General features: G+C 71.7%; 17 protein-coding genes. 6 read left to right on the top strand and 11 right to left on the bottom strand.

The features are described 5' to 3' along the window. Positions 1-99 precede the first annotated feature (99 nt). The 3 genes from FAF44_RS19700 to FAF44_RS19690 all read right to left on the bottom strand — a co-directional run bounded on the left by FAF44_RS19700 (position 100) and on the right by FAF44_RS19690 (position 1938). Positions 100-675 (bottom strand): GNAT family N-acetyltransferase, encoded by a 576-nt coding sequence (locus FAF44_RS19700; protein ID WP_237104666.1) that lies wholly within the window; start codon positions 673-675, stop codon positions 100-102. Between the two features lie 47 nt (positions 676-722). Next, positions 723-1325 (bottom strand): DNA-binding response regulator, encoded by a 603-nt coding sequence (locus FAF44_RS19695; RefSeq protein WP_237104665.1) that lies wholly within the window; start codon positions 1323-1325, stop codon positions 723-725. Positions 1326-1533: 208 nt separating this feature from the next. Next, positions 1534-1938 (bottom strand): VOC family protein, encoded by a 405-nt coding sequence (locus FAF44_RS19690; protein WP_237104664.1) that lies wholly within the window; start codon positions 1936-1938, stop codon positions 1534-1536. A gap of 124 nt (positions 1939-2062) precedes the next feature. On the opposite strand from FAF44_RS19690, the gene FAF44_RS19685 reads away from it, so the two are divergent. Together FAF44_RS19685 and FAF44_RS19680 are read left to right on the top strand one after the other, a co-directional pair. After that, a complete protein-coding gene (locus tag FAF44_RS19685; RefSeq protein WP_237104663.1) occupies positions 2063-2386 on the top strand; it encodes a sensory rhodopsin transducer in 324 nt (107 codons plus the stop codon). 527 nt (positions 2387-2913) lie between these two features. Continuing rightward, the gene (locus FAF44_RS19680) at positions 2914-5115 is read left to right on the top strand and encodes a transglycosylase domain-containing protein (RefSeq protein ID WP_237104662.1); all 2202 of its coding nucleotides are present in this window, start codon (positions 2914-2916) and stop codon (positions 5113-5115) included. Between the two features lie 28 nt (positions 5116-5143). On the opposite strand, the gene FAF44_RS19675 is transcribed toward FAF44_RS19680, so the two are convergent. Beyond that, entirely contained in the window at positions 5144-6667 is a 1524-nt protein-coding gene (locus FAF44_RS19675) for a radical SAM protein (RefSeq protein WP_237104661.1), read from the bottom strand. A gap of 298 nt (positions 6668-6965) precedes the next feature. Between FAF44_RS19675 and FAF44_RS19670 the strand changes: the two genes are divergently transcribed. Beyond that, on the top strand, positions 6966-7997 hold the full coding sequence (locus FAF44_RS19670; protein WP_237104660.1) for a hypothetical protein: 1032 nt from the start codon (positions 6966-6968) through the stop codon (positions 7995-7997). Here FAF44_RS19670 and FAF44_RS19665 read toward each other — a convergent pair. From FAF44_RS19665 to FAF44_RS19635, 7 genes are read right to left on the bottom strand one after another with little or no spacing between them, the layout of a single operon-like run. After that, positions 7981-8952: an aminoglycoside phosphotransferase family protein gene (locus FAF44_RS19665; RefSeq protein WP_237104659.1), complete on the bottom strand. Its 972-nt coding sequence runs from the start codon at positions 8950-8952 to the stop codon at positions 7981-7983. The genes FAF44_RS19670 and FAF44_RS19665 overlap by 17 nt on opposite strands. A gap of 41 nt (positions 8953-8993) precedes the next feature. Continuing rightward, positions 8994-9743: a sugar isomerase domain-containing protein gene (locus tag FAF44_RS19660; RefSeq protein WP_237104658.1), complete on the bottom strand. Its 750-nt coding sequence runs from the start codon at positions 9741-9743 to the stop codon at positions 8994-8996. Beyond that, positions 9736-11055, bottom strand: coding sequence for a hypothetical protein (locus FAF44_RS19655; protein WP_237104657.1), 1320 nt, complete (start codon positions 11053-11055; stop codon positions 9736-9738). The genes FAF44_RS19660 and FAF44_RS19655 overlap by 8 nt, the downstream gene beginning before the upstream one ends. Further along, positions 11052-11996, bottom strand: coding sequence for an N-acetylglucosamine kinase (locus FAF44_RS19650; RefSeq protein ID WP_237104656.1), 945 nt, complete (start codon positions 11994-11996; stop codon positions 11052-11054). Before FAF44_RS19650 ends, FAF44_RS19655 begins: the two co-directional genes overlap by 4 nt. Continuing rightward, positions 11993-12829, bottom strand: a complete 837-nt coding sequence (locus FAF44_RS19645; RefSeq protein ID WP_237104655.1) for a carbohydrate ABC transporter permease — start codon at positions 12827-12829, stop codon at positions 11993-11995. The genes FAF44_RS19650 and FAF44_RS19645 overlap by 4 nt, the downstream gene beginning before the upstream one ends. After that, a complete protein-coding gene (locus tag FAF44_RS19640) occupies positions 12826-13773 on the bottom strand; it encodes a carbohydrate ABC transporter permease (RefSeq protein ID WP_237104654.1) in 948 nt (315 codons plus the stop codon). Before FAF44_RS19640 ends, FAF44_RS19645 begins: the two co-directional genes overlap by 4 nt. Continuing rightward, the gene (locus tag FAF44_RS19635) at positions 13770-15062 is read right to left on the bottom strand and encodes an ABC transporter substrate-binding protein (protein ID WP_237104653.1); all 1293 of its coding nucleotides are present in this window, start codon (positions 15060-15062) and stop codon (positions 13770-13772) included. Before FAF44_RS19635 ends, FAF44_RS19640 begins: the two co-directional genes overlap by 4 nt. Before the next feature lie 126 nt (positions 15063-15188). Here FAF44_RS19635 and FAF44_RS19630 point away from each other — a divergent pair, with 126 nt between their 5' ends. From FAF44_RS19630 to FAF44_RS19620, 3 genes are all read left to right on the top strand, one after another. Continuing rightward, on the top strand, positions 15189-15962 hold the full coding sequence (locus tag FAF44_RS19630) for a GntR family transcriptional regulator (RefSeq protein WP_237104652.1): 774 nt from the start codon (positions 15189-15191) through the stop codon (positions 15960-15962). Positions 15963-16104: 142 nt separating this feature from the next. Next, the gene (locus tag FAF44_RS19625) at positions 16105-17175 is read left to right on the top strand and encodes an endonuclease/exonuclease/phosphatase family protein (protein ID WP_237104651.1); all 1071 of its coding nucleotides are present in this window, start codon (positions 16105-16107) and stop codon (positions 17173-17175) included. A gap of 11 nt (positions 17176-17186) precedes the next feature. Further along, positions 17187-18986 carry a metallophosphoesterase gene (locus FAF44_RS19620; protein WP_237104650.1) on the top strand — a complete coding sequence of 600 codons (1800 nt, stop codon included), beginning with the start codon at positions 17187-17189 and terminating at the stop codon, positions 18984-18986. Positions 18987-19179 lie beyond the last annotated feature (193 nt).

Genomic DNA, 19179 nt, shown 5'->3' with positions numbered 1-19179 from the left:
GTTCGGAGCTGATCGGTCCCGAGCACTCCGGTTCCGAGTCGACCGGCGCTGAGCTGACCGGTCCCGAGCCGGTCAGCCCGGGGCCGGGAGGGCGGGGTGTCAGGCTTCGGTCGCCCGGCGGGCGAGCCACTGCTCCCGGGTGATCGCGTACTCGACCTCGCCCTGCTCGCTGCCCGGCAGCGGCTCGTCCCAGTCCACATGGAAGGTGCGGACGTGCCGCATGCCGACGGCGGTCATCGTCGCCCGGGAGGCGGTGTTGACCGCCATCGTCTCGGCGAAGACCCGGTTCAGCCCCAGCTCCTCGAACCCGTGGCGGAGCAGCTCACGCGCCCCCTCACCGGCCAGGCCCTGACGCCAGTGACGGCGCAGCAGCCGGTACCCCAGCTCGGCCTGCCCATCGACCGGGCCCTGGTCGGCGCGCTCCGGCGGCTCCAGGATCCACCAGCCGACGAACCGCCCGTCCACGGACCCGGCCCAGAAGCCCAGACCCGGGACGCGGCCGGCGGCGGCCAGCCGCTGCCGGTGCTGCGCCTCGACCTCCGCGCGGGTGCGGGCCCGGCCGGTGAGGTAACGCATGACCTCGGGGTCGGAGTCGAGCTCCACCTCGTCATCGAGGTGCTCGTCGGACAGCGGGACGAGGGTGATGCGGCCGGTGCGCAGGATCGCCTGGGACATGAGAGGTATTGTCGCGCTCCCGCGCCCCGGGCGCTCCCGCCGGGGGCTCACAACCAGTCGCGCTCGCGTGCGTACCGGGCCGCCTCGTGGCGGGTCCTGGTCTGCGTCTTCTGCATCGCGTTGGACAGGTAGTTGCGCACCGTGCCCTCGGCCAGGTGCAGCCGGGCGGCGATGTCGGCGACGGAGTAGCCCTCGCCGGTCGCCCGCAGCACGTCGGTCTCCCGCTCGGTCAGCGGGCAGTCGTCGACGACCGCCAGCGCGGAGACGTCCGGGTCGATCCACCGCCGGCCCTCGTGCAGGGTGCTGATGATGGCGGCGAGATGCGCCGGTTCGGCCGACTTGCTGGCGAAGCCCTGGACGCCGAGCTTGAGCGCCTTGCGCAGCACGCCGGGCCTGGCGTGCCGGGTCAGCATGAGGATCACCTGGTCCGGACGTTCGCGGCGGATGCGCGCGACGGCGTCGAGCCCGTCCACGCCGGGCATCTCCAGATCGATGACGAGCACGTCGGGCCGGTGCCGCAACGTCTCCCGTACGGCGGCCTCGCCCTCCTCCGCCTCGGCCAGCACGGTGATCTCGCCCTCCAGCGGGAGCAGCGAGGCCAGCGCCTTGCGCAGGAGGGCCTCGTCGTCGGCGAGCACCACGGTGGTCATCGATCGTCCTTCCCGTCGTTCCGCGCCACCGCCGGTTGGCCTCCGCCGCCGGACGGACGTCGTTGACGATGACGATCGATGTTCTTCCGGTTCCCGTTCTCCCGCCAGTGACACCGCGTCATGACTTCGCCTGCGGGAACGTCACGGTCGGAGCGTGACGTGGTCCCGCTGGCGGGCTGGGGCGGCTGAGCCGTCACGGAGGAGCCCGTCAGGCGAAGTCGGCCGCCGTCATGCCGGCCGGATGGCCCGCCGGCCACTGCACCAGCTCGATCCGGTAGCCGTCGGGGTCGGTCAGCCACGACGTCCGGACGCCGGGCCCCGGTTCCCCGGGCGGCTCGGCCGTGACGCCCCTGGCCGCGAGGCCGGCGATCGTGGCGTCCAGGTCGCCGACCTGGACGACGAGGTGGTTGACGGCGCCGATGTCCCCGACCGGTCTGGCCGGGTCGTGCACGAGTTCGAGGCTGACGAACGGGTCGTCGGGGAGCTTGAGCATGGTCAGGCTGCCGAACTCGGTCTCGGGGACCCTGCCCAGTTCGGCGTAACCGAGCGCGGTGTAGAAGGCGAGCGAGCGGTCCAGGTCGGTGACCCGCAGCCCGAGGTGCAGCATGCGCATGGTCGGCAGATTAGCGTCAACCCCGACCGGATGACCGCGATTCATGACAAGGCGCAGCTTCGGGATAGAACCGGCGCTGCCGGGGTAGCGGGACGGCTGCCGCAGCGCGAGACGGGAGTCGTGGATGAGCACCATGGTGGGCAACTGGAGAATGGCGATCACCGACGGGTGCATGCCCGGCGATCGGCTCAGCCTGCTGAACCTCGGCTCCGTCACCGCGCACGTCGAGCTGACGTTCTGCGCGCCGGGCGGTCCGCCGCTGGGGCCGGTCCGGCTGGTCGTCCCGCCGCGGCGGACGTTGTGCCCGGTGCTGGACGACCTGCTCGACGCCGGCGCGCCCGTCCCGGGACCGCCGTACTCCGTCGTGGTGATGGCGGACGCGCCGGTGCTCGTGCAGCCCCTCCCGGCCGGCCGCGAGGCGGCGGAAGAACGGCGACCGGCGGCCTGACGGCGCGACCGGCACGGCGACCTGCGCGGCGCCGCACAGCGTTTGACACCTTTTACGGCTAACCGCTATCTATTGGCTAGCCGTAAGGGGGATGGAGGAAAGACGCAGTGCTGGCGATGCTCGCCGCGGAACCGTCGCACCGGCCAGGCCGGCGCAGGCGCGGCCCCGGTGACCCCGGGACACCCGGCGGTACGGAAACTCCGGGCGATACGGAAAGGCGCACCAGGTCACGACGCTCCGGCGACGGAGGCCGGGGCGGCGGCACCCGAGGCTCGCGCGGCGGGCCGGGCGGCCCCGGCAGCCCCGGTGGCTCCGGCGTCCCGGGCGGGCCGGGCGGCGACGGACCCGGCGGCAGGCGACCCGGAGGCGGCGGACGACGCGGCTCCGGCGGCGACGACGGAGGCAGGGGCGACGGAGGCAGGGGCGACGGCAGGGGAGCGGGCGGAGGAGACGGCGGCGGGCGGCCGGGTGACGGCCGCGATCGCGCCCGGACCGGCTGGAAACGCTTCATCCCGAGCTGGAAGCTCGTGGTCGCCGGCCTCGTGGTGCTGGTCGCGGGCCTCTTCGGCATGATCATGGTGGCGTACGCCAACACCCCGTTACCCCTGACCGTCCAGGACGAGGCCGTCGAGCAGGGCAGCATCATCTACTACCGGGACGGCAAGACCGAGATCGCCCACCTCGGCACCAAGCGCCAGATCGTGCCGCTCACCAAGGTCCCCCGGCACGTCCAGGACGCCTTCATCGCCGCGGAGAACCGTACGTTCCGCACCGACCCGGGCATCTCGCTGTCGGGCATCACGCGAGCGGTGTGGAGCACGGTGACCGGCCGGCAGGTCCAGGGCGGCTCGACCATCACGCAGGAGATGGCGCGTGGCTACTACGACGGCCTCAGCCAGGAGCGGACGGTGCAGCGGAAGGTCAAGGAGATCTTCGTGTCGATCCGCGCCGGCCAGGAGATGACGAAGGACCAGATCCTGGCCAACTACCTCAACACCATCTACTTCGGTCGCGGCGCGGACGGCATCCAGGCCGCCGCCCAGGCGTTCTTCGACAAGGACGTGGACAAGCTGACCGTCGCCGAGGGGGCCTACCTCGCGGGCCGGATCCAGAGCCCGGACGCGTTCGACCAGGCCGAGGCGGCGCGGAACTGGGCCCCGACCAGGGAACGCTTCACCTACGTCATCGGCGGCATGGCGGAGGTCGACGCGGCGCGCTACGGCGGCCTGTCCGGCACGGCGAAGTTCCCCAAGCTCGCCAGGCCGGACAAGAAGGAGATGCTCAAGGGCATCAACGGCTACATGGTCGACATCGTCCAGCGCGAGCTGGAGCGGCGCGGCATCTCCAAGGAGCGCCTGCGCAGCGGCGGCTACCGCGTCACGACGACGTTCGACAGGAAGCTGATGCGGGCCGCGAAGAAGGCGGTCGAGGCCAACCTCGCCGTCGTCGGCGACAAGCACGTCCGCGCGAACATGGCCGCCGTGGACCCCCGCAACGGGCAGGTGATCGCCTTCTACAGCGGACGCGACTACCTGAAGAGCTTCACCAACAACGCCTTCGACGCCAACAAGCAGGCCGCCTCGGCCTTCAAGCCGTACGTGCTGGCCGCCTGGCTGGAGCGCGGCTACAGCCTCAGGAGCTACGTCTCCGGCAAGGGGCCGGTCACGCTGCCGGGCACCAAGCCGATCCGCAACTCGCACGATCTGGGCGCGGCCGTGCAGATCGACCGGGCCACCGCCGAGTCGGTGAACACCGCGTTCGCCACGATGGCGCAGGAGGTCGGCCTGGAGGCGGTCGAGAAGATCGCCGAGGGCGCGGGGATCGACAAGGAGCACCTGAGGCAGGCCGTCGAGGCCCACGCGTTCGGCATGTCGATCGGGGCGGGCCTGGTCACCCCGGTCGAGCAGGCCACCGGGTACGGCATCTTCGCCAACGGCGGCGTGCACCACGACGCGCACGTGGTCCTGTCGGTCAAGACCCACCAGGGCCGGATCGTCATGAAGGAGGCCGGCCAGCCCCGCACGGTCATCAGCCCCGACACCGCCGCCGACGTCACCTACGCGATGGAGCAGGTGGTCAGGTCCGGCACCGCCAGGGGCACCGCGCTGCCCGGCGGACGTCCGATCGCCGGCAAGACCGGCACCAACAACGAGAACAAGGAAGCCTGGTTCGTCGGCTACACCCCGCAGCTCTCCTCGGCCGTCGGGATGTACAAGGAGATCCCGCAGACCGACCCGAAGACCGGGAAGGTGCGCAAGGACCCCAACGGCTACGCCCTCCAGAAGGAGGTCTCCCTCGGGAACATCCAGGGAGCCGGTACGCCCACCAAGATCTGGCGCGAGTTCATGACGGCCGCGATGGACGGCAGGCCGGCCGAGTCGTTCCCCGGCCCCGCCTTCGCCGGCGAGAGCCACGACCTGGTGCACAAGCCGGCGCCCAAGCCGACCGAGGACCCGCTCGCGAACGACCCGACCGGCGACCCGACCGGCGACCCGGCCTGCCAGGCCGACCCCGCCGCCTGCGGCGACCCGACCGGCGACCCGACCGGAGATCCCGGCGGCGACCCCAACGGCGACCCCAACGGTGACCCCAGTGGCGACCCCAGCGGTGACCCGGGCGGCGACGACCCGCTCGGCGGCGTCGGGGACGGGCCGCCGGACGGCGGCGGTGACCCCGGCGGCGGGACCACCGTCGACGACGGCGGTCAGCAGCCCGTCGGAGGCGGCTGACCGGACCCGGGGCGCCGGGGCGGGAGCGTCACGCGGAGCCGAGCGTGGCCTGCGTGATGCGTCCCGACCCGGTGATGGTGCCGGACCTGTCGGCGTAGGAGCGGATGGTGTGGGTGGCGTCGATGAGCTCGTCCCAGGGAGCGTGGCTGAAGATCTTCGACCAGTCCTTGGAGACCTCGTCGAAGTCCACCATGTCGGTCGAGCCGTACTTCGACGGCATGAGGTCGAGCAACTCCCCGTCGAGGATCTCGAACCCCCGCTCCTTCGCCACCTGCCTGGCCAGGTCCGGGTTCATCAGCCACTTGCCGGTCAGCGCGCCGAAGTCGGGGAAGAGCGGCTGGGCCTCCAGGGAGGCCATCATCTCGTTGTCGATCAGCCACCGCGCGAACCGGACCGTGTTGTCCAGGCTCTGCGACGTCTCCCCGGGGCCGCCCAGCACCAGCGAGCCGTGGATCAGCATGCCCGCCTCCTTGAACAGGCGGCAGGCCCGCTGGTTGTTCTCCAAGCTGTCACGGGGGCCCTTGAGCACCTTGAGCATCCCCGTGTCCCCGGCCTCCAGCCCCATGTTCACCCGGTACACGCCGAGCCTGCGATACAGCTCGACCAGGCGCGGCGTCGTCTCGGCCGCCTGCGTGTAGACGAAGAACTTCGCCTCCCCGATGTCGTCGGGCCTGGCCTCGACCACGGCCTGCACCCAGCGCGGCGAACTGCTCATGCTGTCGAACGCCTCGTAGAAGATCGAGGCCGACATCTGCTCCTGTGCCGCGCGCACGTCGTGCCAGAAGATCTCGGGGGAGGAGAAGCGCAGGCTCAGGTCCATGATGCCGCAGAAGTGGCACGGGGACTTCACCCGCGCGCAGCCCCGCGCGCGGTTCATCGTCGTGACGCCCGTGATGTCCTCGCCCGCGTGCAGCTCGCCGTAGCGGTTGAGGTAGTTGTCCAGGTAACGGCTCCAGTTGAGGTCGGGCATCAACGTGCGGTCCGGCACCGGGATGGCGTCCAGCACCATGGTGCGTAACGCGCCCCCGCTGCCCTTGATCTCCTCGGGCGGGATCTCCGGCAGGCGGTTGTGGGCGATCCCGCCGGACGTGCGGTAGAGCAGCTCCGGCACCGACTCGATCGGGCGCTCCCCGTCCAGCGCGCTCACCAGGGCGGACAGGGAGAACTCGCCGACGTCGGCGGCGCACACGTAGTCGACGGCCGCACGGTGCCTCAGGATCTGCTCGGCCATGGCCGTCGCCTGGTCGTTGCCGAACACGGTGACCGCACCCGCCTCCTTGCCCAGTTCGGCCAGGCGCAGCGCGTTGCCGTAGGAGGTGGCCAGCACGCCCACGCCGAGGACGTCGGGCTCGAAGTCGGCGATCAGCTTCTCGACCTCGTCCATCGGCGTGATCTGGCCGTCGACGGCGATCACCTCGACGTCGGGATGGTCCCGCCGGAGCACCGTGGCCAGCGAGACGACGCCCAGCGCCGGAAACGTGCCGTCGTTGGCGATCGAGGCGATGCCCTCGTCACTGCCGGCGTTGACGAGCAGGACATTGCGCACCTTCATGGATCAAGTTCCTCTCTGAGGGATGAACCGTTCCCGGCCGGCCTACGGGTACGCGCGCCGGCCGTCAGCGCATGAAGATCTGGTCCTCACTCTCGCCCACCCGCGCGGAACGGCTCAATGCCCCAGACTCAGCCAGTTGACGACCGTCAAGGGTCATTGACAATCATCCCGTACGAGGTGTAACCGGACATGAACCTCAGACGGCGGGGCGGCCGTTCCCGAGACACGGCCCGCCGAGATCGAATACGGTGACCCGTTGACGAACGGCAAGACCGCAAGCCTCCCGGAGCCTTCTTTCATGCGAATCGCAGCGGCCATCCTCTCCTTCGTACTCGCCATCACCCTCCTGCCCCTGCAATCGGCCGCCGCGGTCTCCGCCACGCCGCTGCCCGGCGGCAAGTCCACCTACGTCGTCTCACAAGGTCACCTGAAGGCCGCGTCCCAGCAGAACTGGCTGCGCCTGGGCACCTACCGCTTCGCCGCCAACGGCACGGTCAGCGCCTCCCAGTACCTGTGGTGGCAGCGCAACCCCGAGGCCAGGCAGAGCACCGGCATGGTCCCCGACAAGGGCTGCACCACCAAGGCGGGCGGCTCCGCGAGCCGCCCCCGCATGTGCCGGGTGCTCACCGCGGGCGGCTACACCGGCGCCCCGGACGAGAGCCGCACCGGGACGTACACCGTGTCGGGCGGCGTGCTCACCATCCGCTGGAAGATCGCCCAGGCGTGGACCGAACAGTGGACCGTGCACTCCTCGCCCGACGGCAAGCTGGCCCGCCTCGACCTCAAGGGGAGCAGCCTGGCCACGCACGGCTACGGCTACGGCAGCAACGCCGCGATCAGCACCCGGCGCGCGATGAGCTCGGTGAAGGCGTTCCGCGGCGGCCTCAGGCAGGACCTGACGAGCTGGGCCGGCGGCAAGATCGTCAACGCCGGCAACCAGCCGTTCGCCCTGCCGTCCTTCCGGGCCTGCACCACCACGACCTCGTGCCTGACCTACCTGCAGCCGTCCTCCAACAGCGCGTGCCAGAAGGAAGGCGGCTGCCCCACCTACGGCGGCGGCACCAAGGCGAACGTCAGCTCCATCCAGTACTACCTCACCAAGATCTCCAACTCCGACCGCCGCGACACGCTGTGGCACTGGTGCACGTGCCTGGCCATGGAGCGGCGTGAGTTCTGCTACACCGGCAACTCCCACGTCAAGCCGCTCATGCAGATCATCGACGACAGCGGGGCCTTCCGCGGCTGGGTCGGCGCGGAGGCGTCCTTCTCGACCGGGTCCTCGCGGACGGCGGACATGATGGCCGTCCTGCGCATCACCGACTTCCACTGACGGGCCCGGCGGGCCCGCCGGCGAACGGCGTCGCCCGCCACTGCTCGACGGTCGGCTCGACGTACTCCGCCAGCGCGGGCAGCCGCGGCGCGAGCGTGATGAGCGTGGTGGCCGCCCGCAACATGCCCACGGCGGTGACGAAGCCCATCACGTCCGCGCGCAGCGGCCGCATGCCGTTGCGCCGCGCGCCCCGGTCGTAGGCGGACTCGAGGTCGGGGCCGAGCGCGGCCATGTCCCACTCGACCGGGCCCAGCGTGACCAGTTCGAAGTCGGCGTAGAGGTTGCCGTGCACGCCGGGGAAGATGTTCGCGGCGGGGGAGTCGCCGTGGATGGGCTGCAGGTCGATGCCCGGGAACGCCTTCTCGAACGCCTCTCGTGAGCGGACGAGAGGCTCCAGGACCTCCCACTCGCGGCGGGCCCGCTCCAGGTCCGCCGCGCTGAGCGGGCCGGGATCCGTCGCGAGCAGGGCCAGGTCGGCGGCGACGGCCTCCGGGGCCGCCGACGACAGGAACGGCAGCGGGCCCGGGTAGTCGCGCATCGCGGCGTGCAGGCCGGCGACGCTCTCCGAGTTGGCCACGTAGTCGGGCTCCTTGCCCTGGACCTCCTCGACGTAGTGCCAGAACGTCATCGAGAACCCGTCACGGCGGACGGGTTCGCGCGGCACGAGCGGGCTGGGCGGGATCACCGGCGTGCCCCGGTCGGCGAGCCAGTGCGTGACGTCCAGCTCCGCCCGCTGCAGCCGCTCCTGGGAGTCGAGTGTCGCAGTGCTCGCCAGCACGGTCGGCACCCTGACCACGACCGGGGCGGGCGCGAGGTGGACGACGACGGAGAACAGGTCGTGCAGCACCCTGGCGTCGGTCACGGTGAGCCCGAGATCGCGCCCCGCGCCGACGGCCGCCCCGACAGCGTCGGAGGTGCGGCGGGCGAGCTGCTGTGGCGTCAGGAAATCGGTCATACCGCGATCCTGGCAGGTCGCCCGCCCGCTCGTGGCCGGCGTCAGGGTTCGATCGGGCGCACCCGTTCGCGGTAGCGCTCGTACAGGGCGGCGTTGTGGACGTCGCCGCCGGCCAGGTTCGCCGAGACGAACACCGGCACGTCGAGCCGCTGTTCGAGCAGCCGCCTGCAGACGAGCTCGGCGAGCACCTGCGCGATGAGCACGCCCGTGAGGGAGGAGACCGCGCCGATCCGGATCCCCGGGGCGAGCTCGACGGTGGCGTCCCCGGCCGGGGCGCAGTTGTCGATGACGAGGTCCGCGAGGTCGGCCAGGGTCGGCGCGCCGACCTTCCGCGCGGACGGCGAGCGGGTGTGCGCGAGCGACGTCAGCGCGATCACGCGGTGGCCGCGCTCCTTGGCCAGCTCCGCCATCTCGACGATGGCCGCGTTGATCCCGGAGTTCGACACGATCAGGAACACGTCGGCCGGGCCGGGCCGGGCCAGCTCGTAGATCCGGCCGGCCAGGCCGGGGGTGCGCTCGTAGGTCGGGTCGAGGACGAGCGCCGGGTCCACGCCCCCGAACATCACCAGGTCCTTGACCGCGAGCATGCCCACGGACGCCAGTCCGCCCGCGCGGCCGGTGAGCTCCAGGCAGACCGCCCGCGAGTGGCCGGTGGCGAAGGTCTGGAGCACCCCGCCCGCGGCGATCGAGGCGGCGACCAGCTCGGCCGCCTCGTGGATCGCGGGCAGTTGCGTCGCCAGGACCCGCTCGACGAGCGCCCCGGCGTCGGCCGCGAACTGCGATTCAACCATGGGCCGTGCATCCCCTCATCGGTCGTCCGTCCTCCTGCGCCGTCTCGACGGCTTCGAGCGCCGCCGCCACGACCTGCTCGCCGCCGCCTTCCGCGACGGGGCTGACCAGGGTCTCGTACGTGGTCCGGGTGCCCCTGCTGGGCAGGTACCCGAGGTAGCCGTTGGCATAGCCGAGGACGATCACGTCGTGACCGCGCCCGGCGGACCCGGCGCGGATGGCCTCGCCCAGGTCGAGGAACAGCTCGCCGGGCACGGCCACGAGGGTGACGCCGCCGAGCCCGACGGCCTGCACCTCGATCTCGTACGGGTGCGCGCGGCCCCGCGCCCGGAGGTCGTGCGCGATGCGCCGCCCCTGGTCGAGCACGTCACGGTGGCGTTCGTCGGTGGCCCGCGCCCGCTCCGCCGCGTCCACGGCGGCGGCGAGCTCGTCGGGCGCCTTGGGCGCGAGCGCCACGCGCACGGAGACCGGCGGTCGCACGGCGAACGACTGATCCGCCGCCCCCGCCGCCACATCAGCCGCCATGCTCGCCGCCGCGCCCGCTACAGTGCCGGTCGTTGAGTTCGGTGGTGGTGCGGTGATGGGGAGACGTTCGGCCACCAGTGCGCCGAGCCGGTCGATCTCCGCCCTGTCGCGCGCCTGGCGGGTGTGCCGGGTGCTGATGTCGCCCGCCGCGCCGGTCGCCACCACGATCCACCGGTCCCCGGCCGCCCGCAGGGCGCGCCGGATGCCGCCGTTCAGGTCCGCGCTGGCGGCGCTGTTGCTCGCGGGCAGCACCGTGGGGTGCACGGGCGAGACCGCGAGCACGCCGGTGACCTCGCCCGCGCCGGAGGACAGCACGAGCGCGTCCACCGGCACGTCGGCGAGGTGGCGGTAGTGCGACACCCGCCGGTCGCCCAGGCCCGGCACGCCCGCCCGCACCGCGTGCGGCCGGGCGTCGCGCTCGTCCGCGAGCGCCGACCCGACGGCCCGGACCGACGCCCCGACCAGGCGATCCACCAGCGGGGCCGGGGTCGGGGCGCCGCCGGGGACGCAGCCGGTCTCCGGGCTGGCGTGGGTGTGCGTCGCGGCGACCCAGCAGGAGTCCACGCCGAGCGGGTGGACCGCGCCCCTGATGCGCTCCACCACGTCGGCGTTGACGCACACCAGGTCGGCGACGACCAGCGCGAACCGGTGCGCGCCGTCGGTGAAGGTGACGGCGTGCACCTCCAGCGGGTCGAGGGTGCCGGCGATGCCCTGCGTCCGGTCGGCGTACCCGCCCATGGCCTCGCCCGCGACGACGTCGAGCGTCTCGACGCCATGTCCGGCTCTCACGCCTGTCCTCCCTCGTGGGGGGCGAGCCGCCGTAGCAGGTCTCGATACGGTTCTTCCGAACGAAGCAAGATCAATCCACCTTCCAGGGCCGTGGACAGCGGCGCGACCAGGTCCAGCCCGTGGCGGGACAGGTTCGCGGCGAGACGGGCGTACAGGAGGCCGCCGGGGGTCAGCAGGCGTCCGGTGCAGGAGACGCGGCGGCCCGCCCCGGGCAGCCGGGTGACTGCGGCGGCGGCCGACGTGGCGAGCGAGTCGGCCGCGTCGTCGCAGATGGCGCGGGCCACGTCGTCGTGCTCCGCGGCGGCGAGCACCACGCGCGCGAAGGCGGCGGTGCGCGCGACCAGCGCCGGGTCCCGGTAGAACTGTTGCAGGCGGGCCAGGTCGGTGCCGCCCACCTCCTCGACCAGCCGGTCGGCCAGCGAGGTCGGCGCTCCCGCGCCGTCGTGGGCCGCCGCGGCGGCGCGCAGCCCGGCCAGCCCGATCGCGTGGGCGCTGCCCCGGTCCCCGAGCAGCGGCCCCCAACCGTCGATCTTGACGCTGTCGCCGGACGCGCCGACCGCGAGCACGGTCGTCCCGGTGCCCGCGCATACCACGGTGCCCGGCCCCGCCAGCGCGCCGGCGTGGGCGAGCAGGCTGTCCTCCACGAGCAGGACCGGGCAGCCGAGGAACTCCTCCAGCGCCCCGGCGAGCCGGCGTCTCGGCTCCGGCTCGCCGGGAACCCCGGTGAGCCCGGCCACCGCCGCGGCCGGGCGGGCGGGCAGGCGGACCGATCCGGCCGCCGCCCGTACGGCCTCGAGGATCCGGGCGACGCCGTCCTCGCCGGGCCGGTAGGACATGCCGGGCCCGGTGCCGTACTGCCGCTCGCCGCCGGTGCTCACGAGCAGGCGCAGCTCGGACTTGCCTCCGTCGATGCTGAGGTAGGACTGCTGATCTGTCGTCAACGGGACATACCTGCCGTGAGTCCGGCGATGATCTGCTTGGTCGCGAGCGCGAACACCAGCACCAGCGGCGCGATCGCGATGACCAGCCCGGCGAAGAGCGTCGCGCGGTCGGTGGCGAACTCGCCGAAGAAGCGGGTCAACCCGACCGGGACGGTGTACTTGGAGTCGCTGCGCATCAGGACGAGCGGGTAGAAGAAGTCGTTCCAGGTGGGCGCGAACTGGAAGACGGTGACCACGGCCAGCGCCGGCCGCATGAGCGGCAGGGCGACGGACACGAAGAGCCGCCCCTCGTTCGCGCCGTCCAGGCGGGCGGCCTCCTCCAGCTCGGTGGGCAGGCCCCGGACGAACCCCATGATGACGAAGATCGAGAACGGCACCCCACCGGCCGCGTAGAGCAGCACCAGTCCGGGCCGGGTGTCGATCAGCCCCATCGACTGGAACATGTAGAAGACCGGCAGCAGCCCCAGCTTGGCCGGGATCATCAGCCCGGACAGGAAGAAGGCGGCCAGCAGCGCCCGCCCGCGGAAGCGCCAGCGCGACAGCGCGTACGCGGCCATCGCCGACACCGCCACGCACAGCGCGACCGCGGCCACCGTGACCATGATCGAGTTGGCGAAGTAGGTGGAGATCGACGCGGTCTGCCAGGCGCGCAGGTAGTTGTCGAAGCCGAGCGAGTCGGGCAGCCCGACCGGCTGCCGGAGGATGTCGGCGTTGCTGCGGAACGAGCCGATCACCACCAGGATCAGCGGGCCCACCGCCAAGGCGGCGTAGCACCACAGCAGGGCGTGCGCGGCGAAGCCCGGGACGCGCCCGCCGCTTTCCGGCCGGCTCACATCCGCACCTCCCGTCGGCGCAGGAATCGTTCCAGCGCCACGGAGACGCCGAAGACGACCACGAAGATCATGATGGCGAGCGCCGAGGACTCCCCGATCGAGTTGGTGCCGCCCTCGAAGGCCGTGCGGTAGTAGAGCAGGCCCAGCACGTCCATCGCGCCGCTCGGGCCGCCGTCCGAGCCGCCGAGCGCGTAGACCAGGTCGAAGAGGTTGAAGCAGCCGATGAAGGTCAGCACGGTGATGACGCCGACCGCGGGCATGAGCAGCGGGAAGCGCACGCTCCAGAACGCCCGGAACTTGGAGGCGCCGTCCATCGCCGCGGCCTCCTCCAGCTCGCGGGGGATGCCGCCGAGCGCGGCGAGGAAGATCAGCATCGGCCCGCCGATCCACTGCCAGGCGTTGACCAGGATCAGGACGGGCAGCGCCGTGTCGGGGTCGCCCAGCCACGGCCTGGCCCACGCGTCCAGGCCGGCCGTCCGCAGCAGGAAGTTGATCGGCCCGAACGTGGGGCTGAGCAGCAGCGACCAGATGTACCCGACGATCAGCGGGCTGATCAGGTACGGCAGCGAGAAGACCGTCTGGAACAGGCGCTTGCCGCGGGGGTTGCGGTACAGCAGCACCGCGAGCCCGAGGCCGACCGTGTTCTGGATGGCCATCGTCCCGGCGAAGAACAGCAGGTTGTGCCAGAGCGCGGCCGGGATCTCCTCGTTGAGCGGATACCTGGTCAGGACCTCCTGGTAGTTGCCGAGTCCGGCGAACTCCGCCGGCCGGATGCCCTCCCACCGGAACAGGCCGTAGGAGAAGGCGGTGACGAGCGGGACGACGACGAACATGCCGTACAGCACGAGGGCCGGCAGGCAGAAGGTCGCGATCCAGCCGAGGGAGACGCGGCCGGCGCGGTAGCCGCCACGGCTGCGCGCCGGCCGCACCTTCGCGGCGATCACTGGGTTGGCTTGAACCACTGATCCACACCCTGCTGAATGTGCTTGGCGGCGTCCTCGGCGCCGGAGCGGCCGGTCACGAACGTGGACAGCGCCTCCGAGGCGAGGTCCCAGGCGGTCGGCGTGCCGCCGGAGAAGTACGCGTAGGTGACGTACGGGCTGGGGTCGGCCTGGTAGGCGGCCAGCGCCTGGGCGAGCAGCGGGTCCTGGGGCGTGACGCCCGGCACCGCCGAGATCTGCCGGAGCTCGGTGGAGAAGGCCTGCCCGAACTCCGGTGAGGCCATCCAGCGCACCAGGTCCATGGCCTGGCTCTGATGCGGTGACTTGGCCGCGACGCCGAACGAGCCGTCGACGTAGCCGGGGACGAGCGTCTTGGCCGTGGCCGCGCCCTCCGGCGGCGGCACGTTGAAGATGCCCAGCTCGAGGTCCGGGTTGGACTTGCCGAAGACCGCCAGCTCCCAGATCCCGCCGGGGAACATGGCCGCCTGCTCGGAGGTGAACAGCGCCTGGGCGTCGACGTAGCTGACGCCCTCGAACTGCCGGGGCCAGTACTTGCTGGTGGACTTCCACTTCGTCAGTGATTCCACCCACGGCCGGTCGGTGAACTTGGCCGCGCCGGTGCGCATCTTCTCCAGGTAGTCGTAGCCGCCGTAGCTGGTCGCGCCGAAGATCTCCTGCTGGATGGGCAGCATCCAGGTGTCGGTGATCGTCGTCGCGAGGGGGGTGAGGTCGGCCGCCGCCAGCTTGTCGAAGGCGGCGGTCATCTCGTCCCACGTCTTCGGCGGGTTCACCCCGTGCTTGGCGAACAGCTTCTTGTTGTAGATGACGTGCAGGCTCTGGATGGCGAACGGCACGCCGTACACGCGTTTGTCGCTCTCGCCGCGCGCGCCGTCGAGGACCGGCTCGGGGAACCCGGACAGCTCCTTGACCTGGTCGTCGAGGGGGACCAGGCTCTTGGCCGCGACCAGCGGCTGGAGCAGCCCGTACGAGCGGAGCTGGGCCACGTCCGGGCCGTTGGCGTCGCTGAGGCCGGTCCGGAGGATGGTGTCGTACTCGTCGGCCTTGTAGGGGACGTACTTCACCTTCACCCCCGGATGGGCGTCCTCGTAGATTTTGAAGATCTTCTGGTAGGCGGCGGCGTCCTCCTGCCGCCACCCCCACACGTCGAGGGTGATCGGTCCGGAGGCGGCGCCGGGGCCCGCCTGGTCTTCGGGGGCGCTAGGGGCGCAGGCTGACAGGGTCATGGCCAGCGCCCCGATCGCCGCGAACAAGCCGCGCCGGGTTCGGGACATCAGTGTTTCTCCATCGATCGGGCGCTCATGCGGTTGGCCTGGAAGCTAATACTGGTATAGACCGTATGTCAACCATCGCCGCAGCGCCTAGGATGTTGCGCCGACACGACTTGGAGGGGGTCCTCAGTGCCGAGGCCGCGACACGAACCGCGTGACGTCGCACCTGAGCTGTTCTCGGCCGGCGAGGGAGGTCCCAAGGGCAAGCACATCCAGGACGTCCTCGCCGCGCTGGTGCTCGACATGCGCGACGGCGCCCTGCTGCCGTCCGAGCGCGTGCTCGCCGAGCGCTTCGGGGTGGCCAGGATGACCGTCCGCGGGGCGATCAACGACCTGGAGGGGCGCGGGCTGGTCAGGCGGGTGGCGGGACGGGGCACGTTCGTGCAGCACCCCACCCTCATCCACTCCGAGAACTTCCGCTCCTTCAGCGAGGACATGCGGATGCGCGGGATGGTGCCCGGCGCCAAGAGCTACCGCGGACGCACCCGGCCCGCGCCCCGCGACATCGCCCCCCGCCTGGGGCTTTCCCCCGGCGAGCCGATCCACAGCATCGAGCGGGTGCGCACCGCCGACGGCGTCCCCATGGCGCTGGAGCGCACGAATCTGTCGGCCGAGCGCTTCCCCGGCCTGCTCGCCGCGATGGGCCGCGACGACTCGCTCTTCGAGATCCTCGGCCGTGAGTTCGGCGTGCGGCTGGAGACCGCGGAGCAGACCGTCTCGATCGCGCGGCTGAGCCCGGCGGAGGCCAAGCGGCTGGAGGTGCCCGACTACGACCCGGCGTTCCTCGTGGAGCGGGTCGCCGTGGACAACATGGGCAACGTCGTGGAGTACGGCCGCTCGCTGTACCGCGGTGATCGTTACGTCATCCAGATGCACGTCAGCAGGCCCTCAGCCGCCCGCTGACCCGGGCCGTCCGAGCCGCGCGGGGGCGACGCCGTCACACCGCGCGCTCTTGTCACACTCTCCCCATGGTGTTACGTTGCCGCCAAAATACCGGTCTAGACAGGAATGTTGGGCCGGCACTCACCCCTCAGGGAGAAGCACCATGAGATCCCGAGTCGCCGCGGTCGTGGCAGCGGCCGCGTTGCTCCTGGCCACACCCGCCGTCGCCGTCGCCGAACCGGACCCCTCAGCACCAGCCCAGGACTCCGCCGCCGCCTCCACCGCCGGGCACGGCGGGCAGCGCGTCCGGATGCTCGACTTCAACTTCGCCGGCAACGGCTTCAACGGCGGCAACACGGGCACCCCCGTGGACGACGCCGTGACGAAGATCTACGAGCAGCGCGCGGAGATCATCTCGCTCAACGAGATGTGCTACACGCAGTGGGTCGCCCTGCGCGACCGGCTCAAGACGAAGCCGGGCTACGGCGGCCTCACCGAGCAGGTCGTCGTCACCAACTACGACATCCCCAACTGCTACGACGCCGAGGTCAACCCCGAAGGCTGGTACGTGATGGGGCTGCTCAGCAAGCACCCCTCCGACCGGGTGATGTTCGGCGACACCCCGTACCTCGACCTCGGCTACCACTACCGCGAGCGCTACCGCAAGCTCGTCTGCGGCGACGTCCGGGTGCCCCGCGCGCCGGTGGTCCGCGCGTGCGTGACGCACACCGAGGTGCCGCTCGTCCTCATCAACGAGACCTCCTTCCCCGGCGACCCCGACATCGCCGACGACCCCTTCTACGGCCGCTCCATCAACTACGCCCAGTCGAAGCTGATCGGCGACACCATCACCCCGATGGCCGCCCGGATGCCCGTCGCCCTGCTCGGCGACCTCAACGAGCTGCCGTTCCTGCCCTCGCTCGACCACTTCTACGCCCGGTGCGGCGGCAAGGGCGTCTTCGACGAGGTGGACGGAGCCGACCCGCGCTGGCGCGGCAACATCAGGCGGTGGAACATCGGCACGGAAGCCTGCCCGCACCGCCAGGGTGAGTGGACCATGGGCGCCGAGGGGCTGCCCGACGTGTACGACCGTCCGTACCAGAGCAACCGCAAGATCGACTACATCTTCGTCGACCGCCGGCACTTCACGGTCGACGAACGGTCCGGCTGGGTCATCTCGACCCCGTACTCCGACCACCGCATCGTCGTCGGCGATGTCACGCTGAAGCGTTGAGAGAATCCGGCATGCGCACTCGAACCAAGCTGTACGCCGCGGCGCTGGCCGTGGCGCTCCTCCCGGCGGGGATCACGTCCGGCCAGGCCGTCGCGGCCACCCGGCAGGCGGACTTCCGCATCCTGCCGTACCTGCAGAGCCCGAGCTCCTCAGGCATCACGATCACCTGGTTCACCGAGGACGGCGGGCCGGGACGGCTGACCGTCCGCGGCCCCGGCCTCGGCGGCGGCCGGAGCGAGCGGATCGGCGGCCAGGCCCAGCCCGCCCTGGCCTACACCGCGGCCGAACTGGCCGAGCAGATCCCCGGGCTGGAGCAGGGATCGTGGCTCGAAGGCCCCGACAACTTCAAGCACACCACCCGGGTGAGCGGCCTGCGGCCGGACACCCGCTACCAGTACACGGTCGAGCAGGGCGGGCGCACCGTCCGCGGCAGTTTCCACACCGCCCCGGACGCCGGCGACTGGCGGCACGTCAGGCTGATCGCCATGTCCGACTCCGAGACCGAACCGCGCGGGCGCGTCCAGCGCCGGGAGTGGGCGCCCGGCGCCGGCGCCGACGCCAGGCCCTCGGCCGAGCCCGACTCGCTCTGGGACCGCACCTACGGCACCACCGTGCTGTCCGGCACGCGCGTCCTGCGCTACCCGCTCACCGAGGACGAGGGCCTGCGCCGCAACCTGTCGGTCGTCAAGGACCGCTCGCCCGACGCGGTGCTCTTCACCGGGGACCTCGTCCAGGGCGGCGGCTACCAGCCCGGCTGGGACGAGTTCTTCCGCCACACCGCCGGCGAACCCGGCTCCCTGCTGAGCGGGGTGCCCATCCTGCCCGCGTTCGGCAACTGGGAGAGCTTCGGGGCGCTCAACGGCGGCTACGGCACCCCGCAGGACCGCACGCCCGTCGTCCGCTCGCGCGCCAAGTTCCACGCCTACTTCGACGCGCCCGACAACGGCACGCCGGAGCACCGCGACAACTACTACCGGATCGACTACGGCCCGGTCACCGTGCTGACCCTCGACAGCAACAACGGCGAGCCAGACGACCGGGCCGCCGACTACCCGCCCGAGCAGAAGCTGACCGGCCGCCAGTACACCGGGCCCGGCACCGACACCCAGGAGAACTTCACCCGGACCGAGTACGAGGCCGCCGGCGGTGGCGACCTGTCCGACTACAGCCCCGGCGGACGCCAGTGGACCTGGGCGAGTGAGCAGCTCCGCCAGGCCAGGGCCGCCGGCCAGATCGTGCTCGTGCAGTTCCACCACGCCCCCTACAGCAGCGGGGAGCACGGCCTGCCCATGAACCACGCCCTGACCTCGGGCCAGGGCGGCACCCCGATGCGGGTCTACCACTCCCTGTTCGAGCGCTACGGCGTGGCCGCCGTCATCTCCGGCCACAGCGAGATGTTCGAGCGCAGCTTCGTCGACGAGGACGGCGACGGCGTCGGGGTGCACTACTACGACGTCGGCGTCTCGGGCGACGGCCTGCGCGGCGTGCGCAGGGAGGGCGCGACGCTCGACACCCCGCCGCTGGGCTACAACACCTTCAGCCAGTGGACGGCCGACCTGTCCGAACCGGAGAAGTGGGAGGCGGGCGGCGACGCGCCGCGGCTGGTCTCGGGCGGCAAGCACTACGGCCACCTCGAGATCAACGTCGACCGGGTGCGCGGCAACCGGGGCGGGAAGGCACGCCTCACCCTGACCCCCGTGCACGTCTTCCCGGTCATGGACAAGTCCCTGTCGGTCGTCCGCTCCGAGCGGCGGACCTACTCCGACGAGGTGGTGATCGACGTCGCCTCCGACGGGAGGCCCGCACGCTGAGCAGGCCGCACAAGGAGGCCGCGGGCGGGTGCCACACCCGCCCGCGGCCTCCTGCCGTCCTCACGCCCGCGCCCGCCGGCACAGGGGTGCGGCAGGGTCAGAAGTACGGGGTCCAGCCGGAGCCGACTTCGGTGGCGGGGCCGAATTTGTTGCCGCCTTTGCCGTTCCAGAGGTAGAGGGTGCCTCCGGTCAT

The sequence above is a fragment of the Nonomuraea sp. MG754425 genome, from assembly GCF_021699195.1.
Lineage (GTDB): Bacteria > Actinomycetota > Actinomycetes > Streptosporangiales > Streptosporangiaceae > Nonomuraea.
This window is presented reverse-complemented; position numbering and strand designations above follow the sequence as displayed.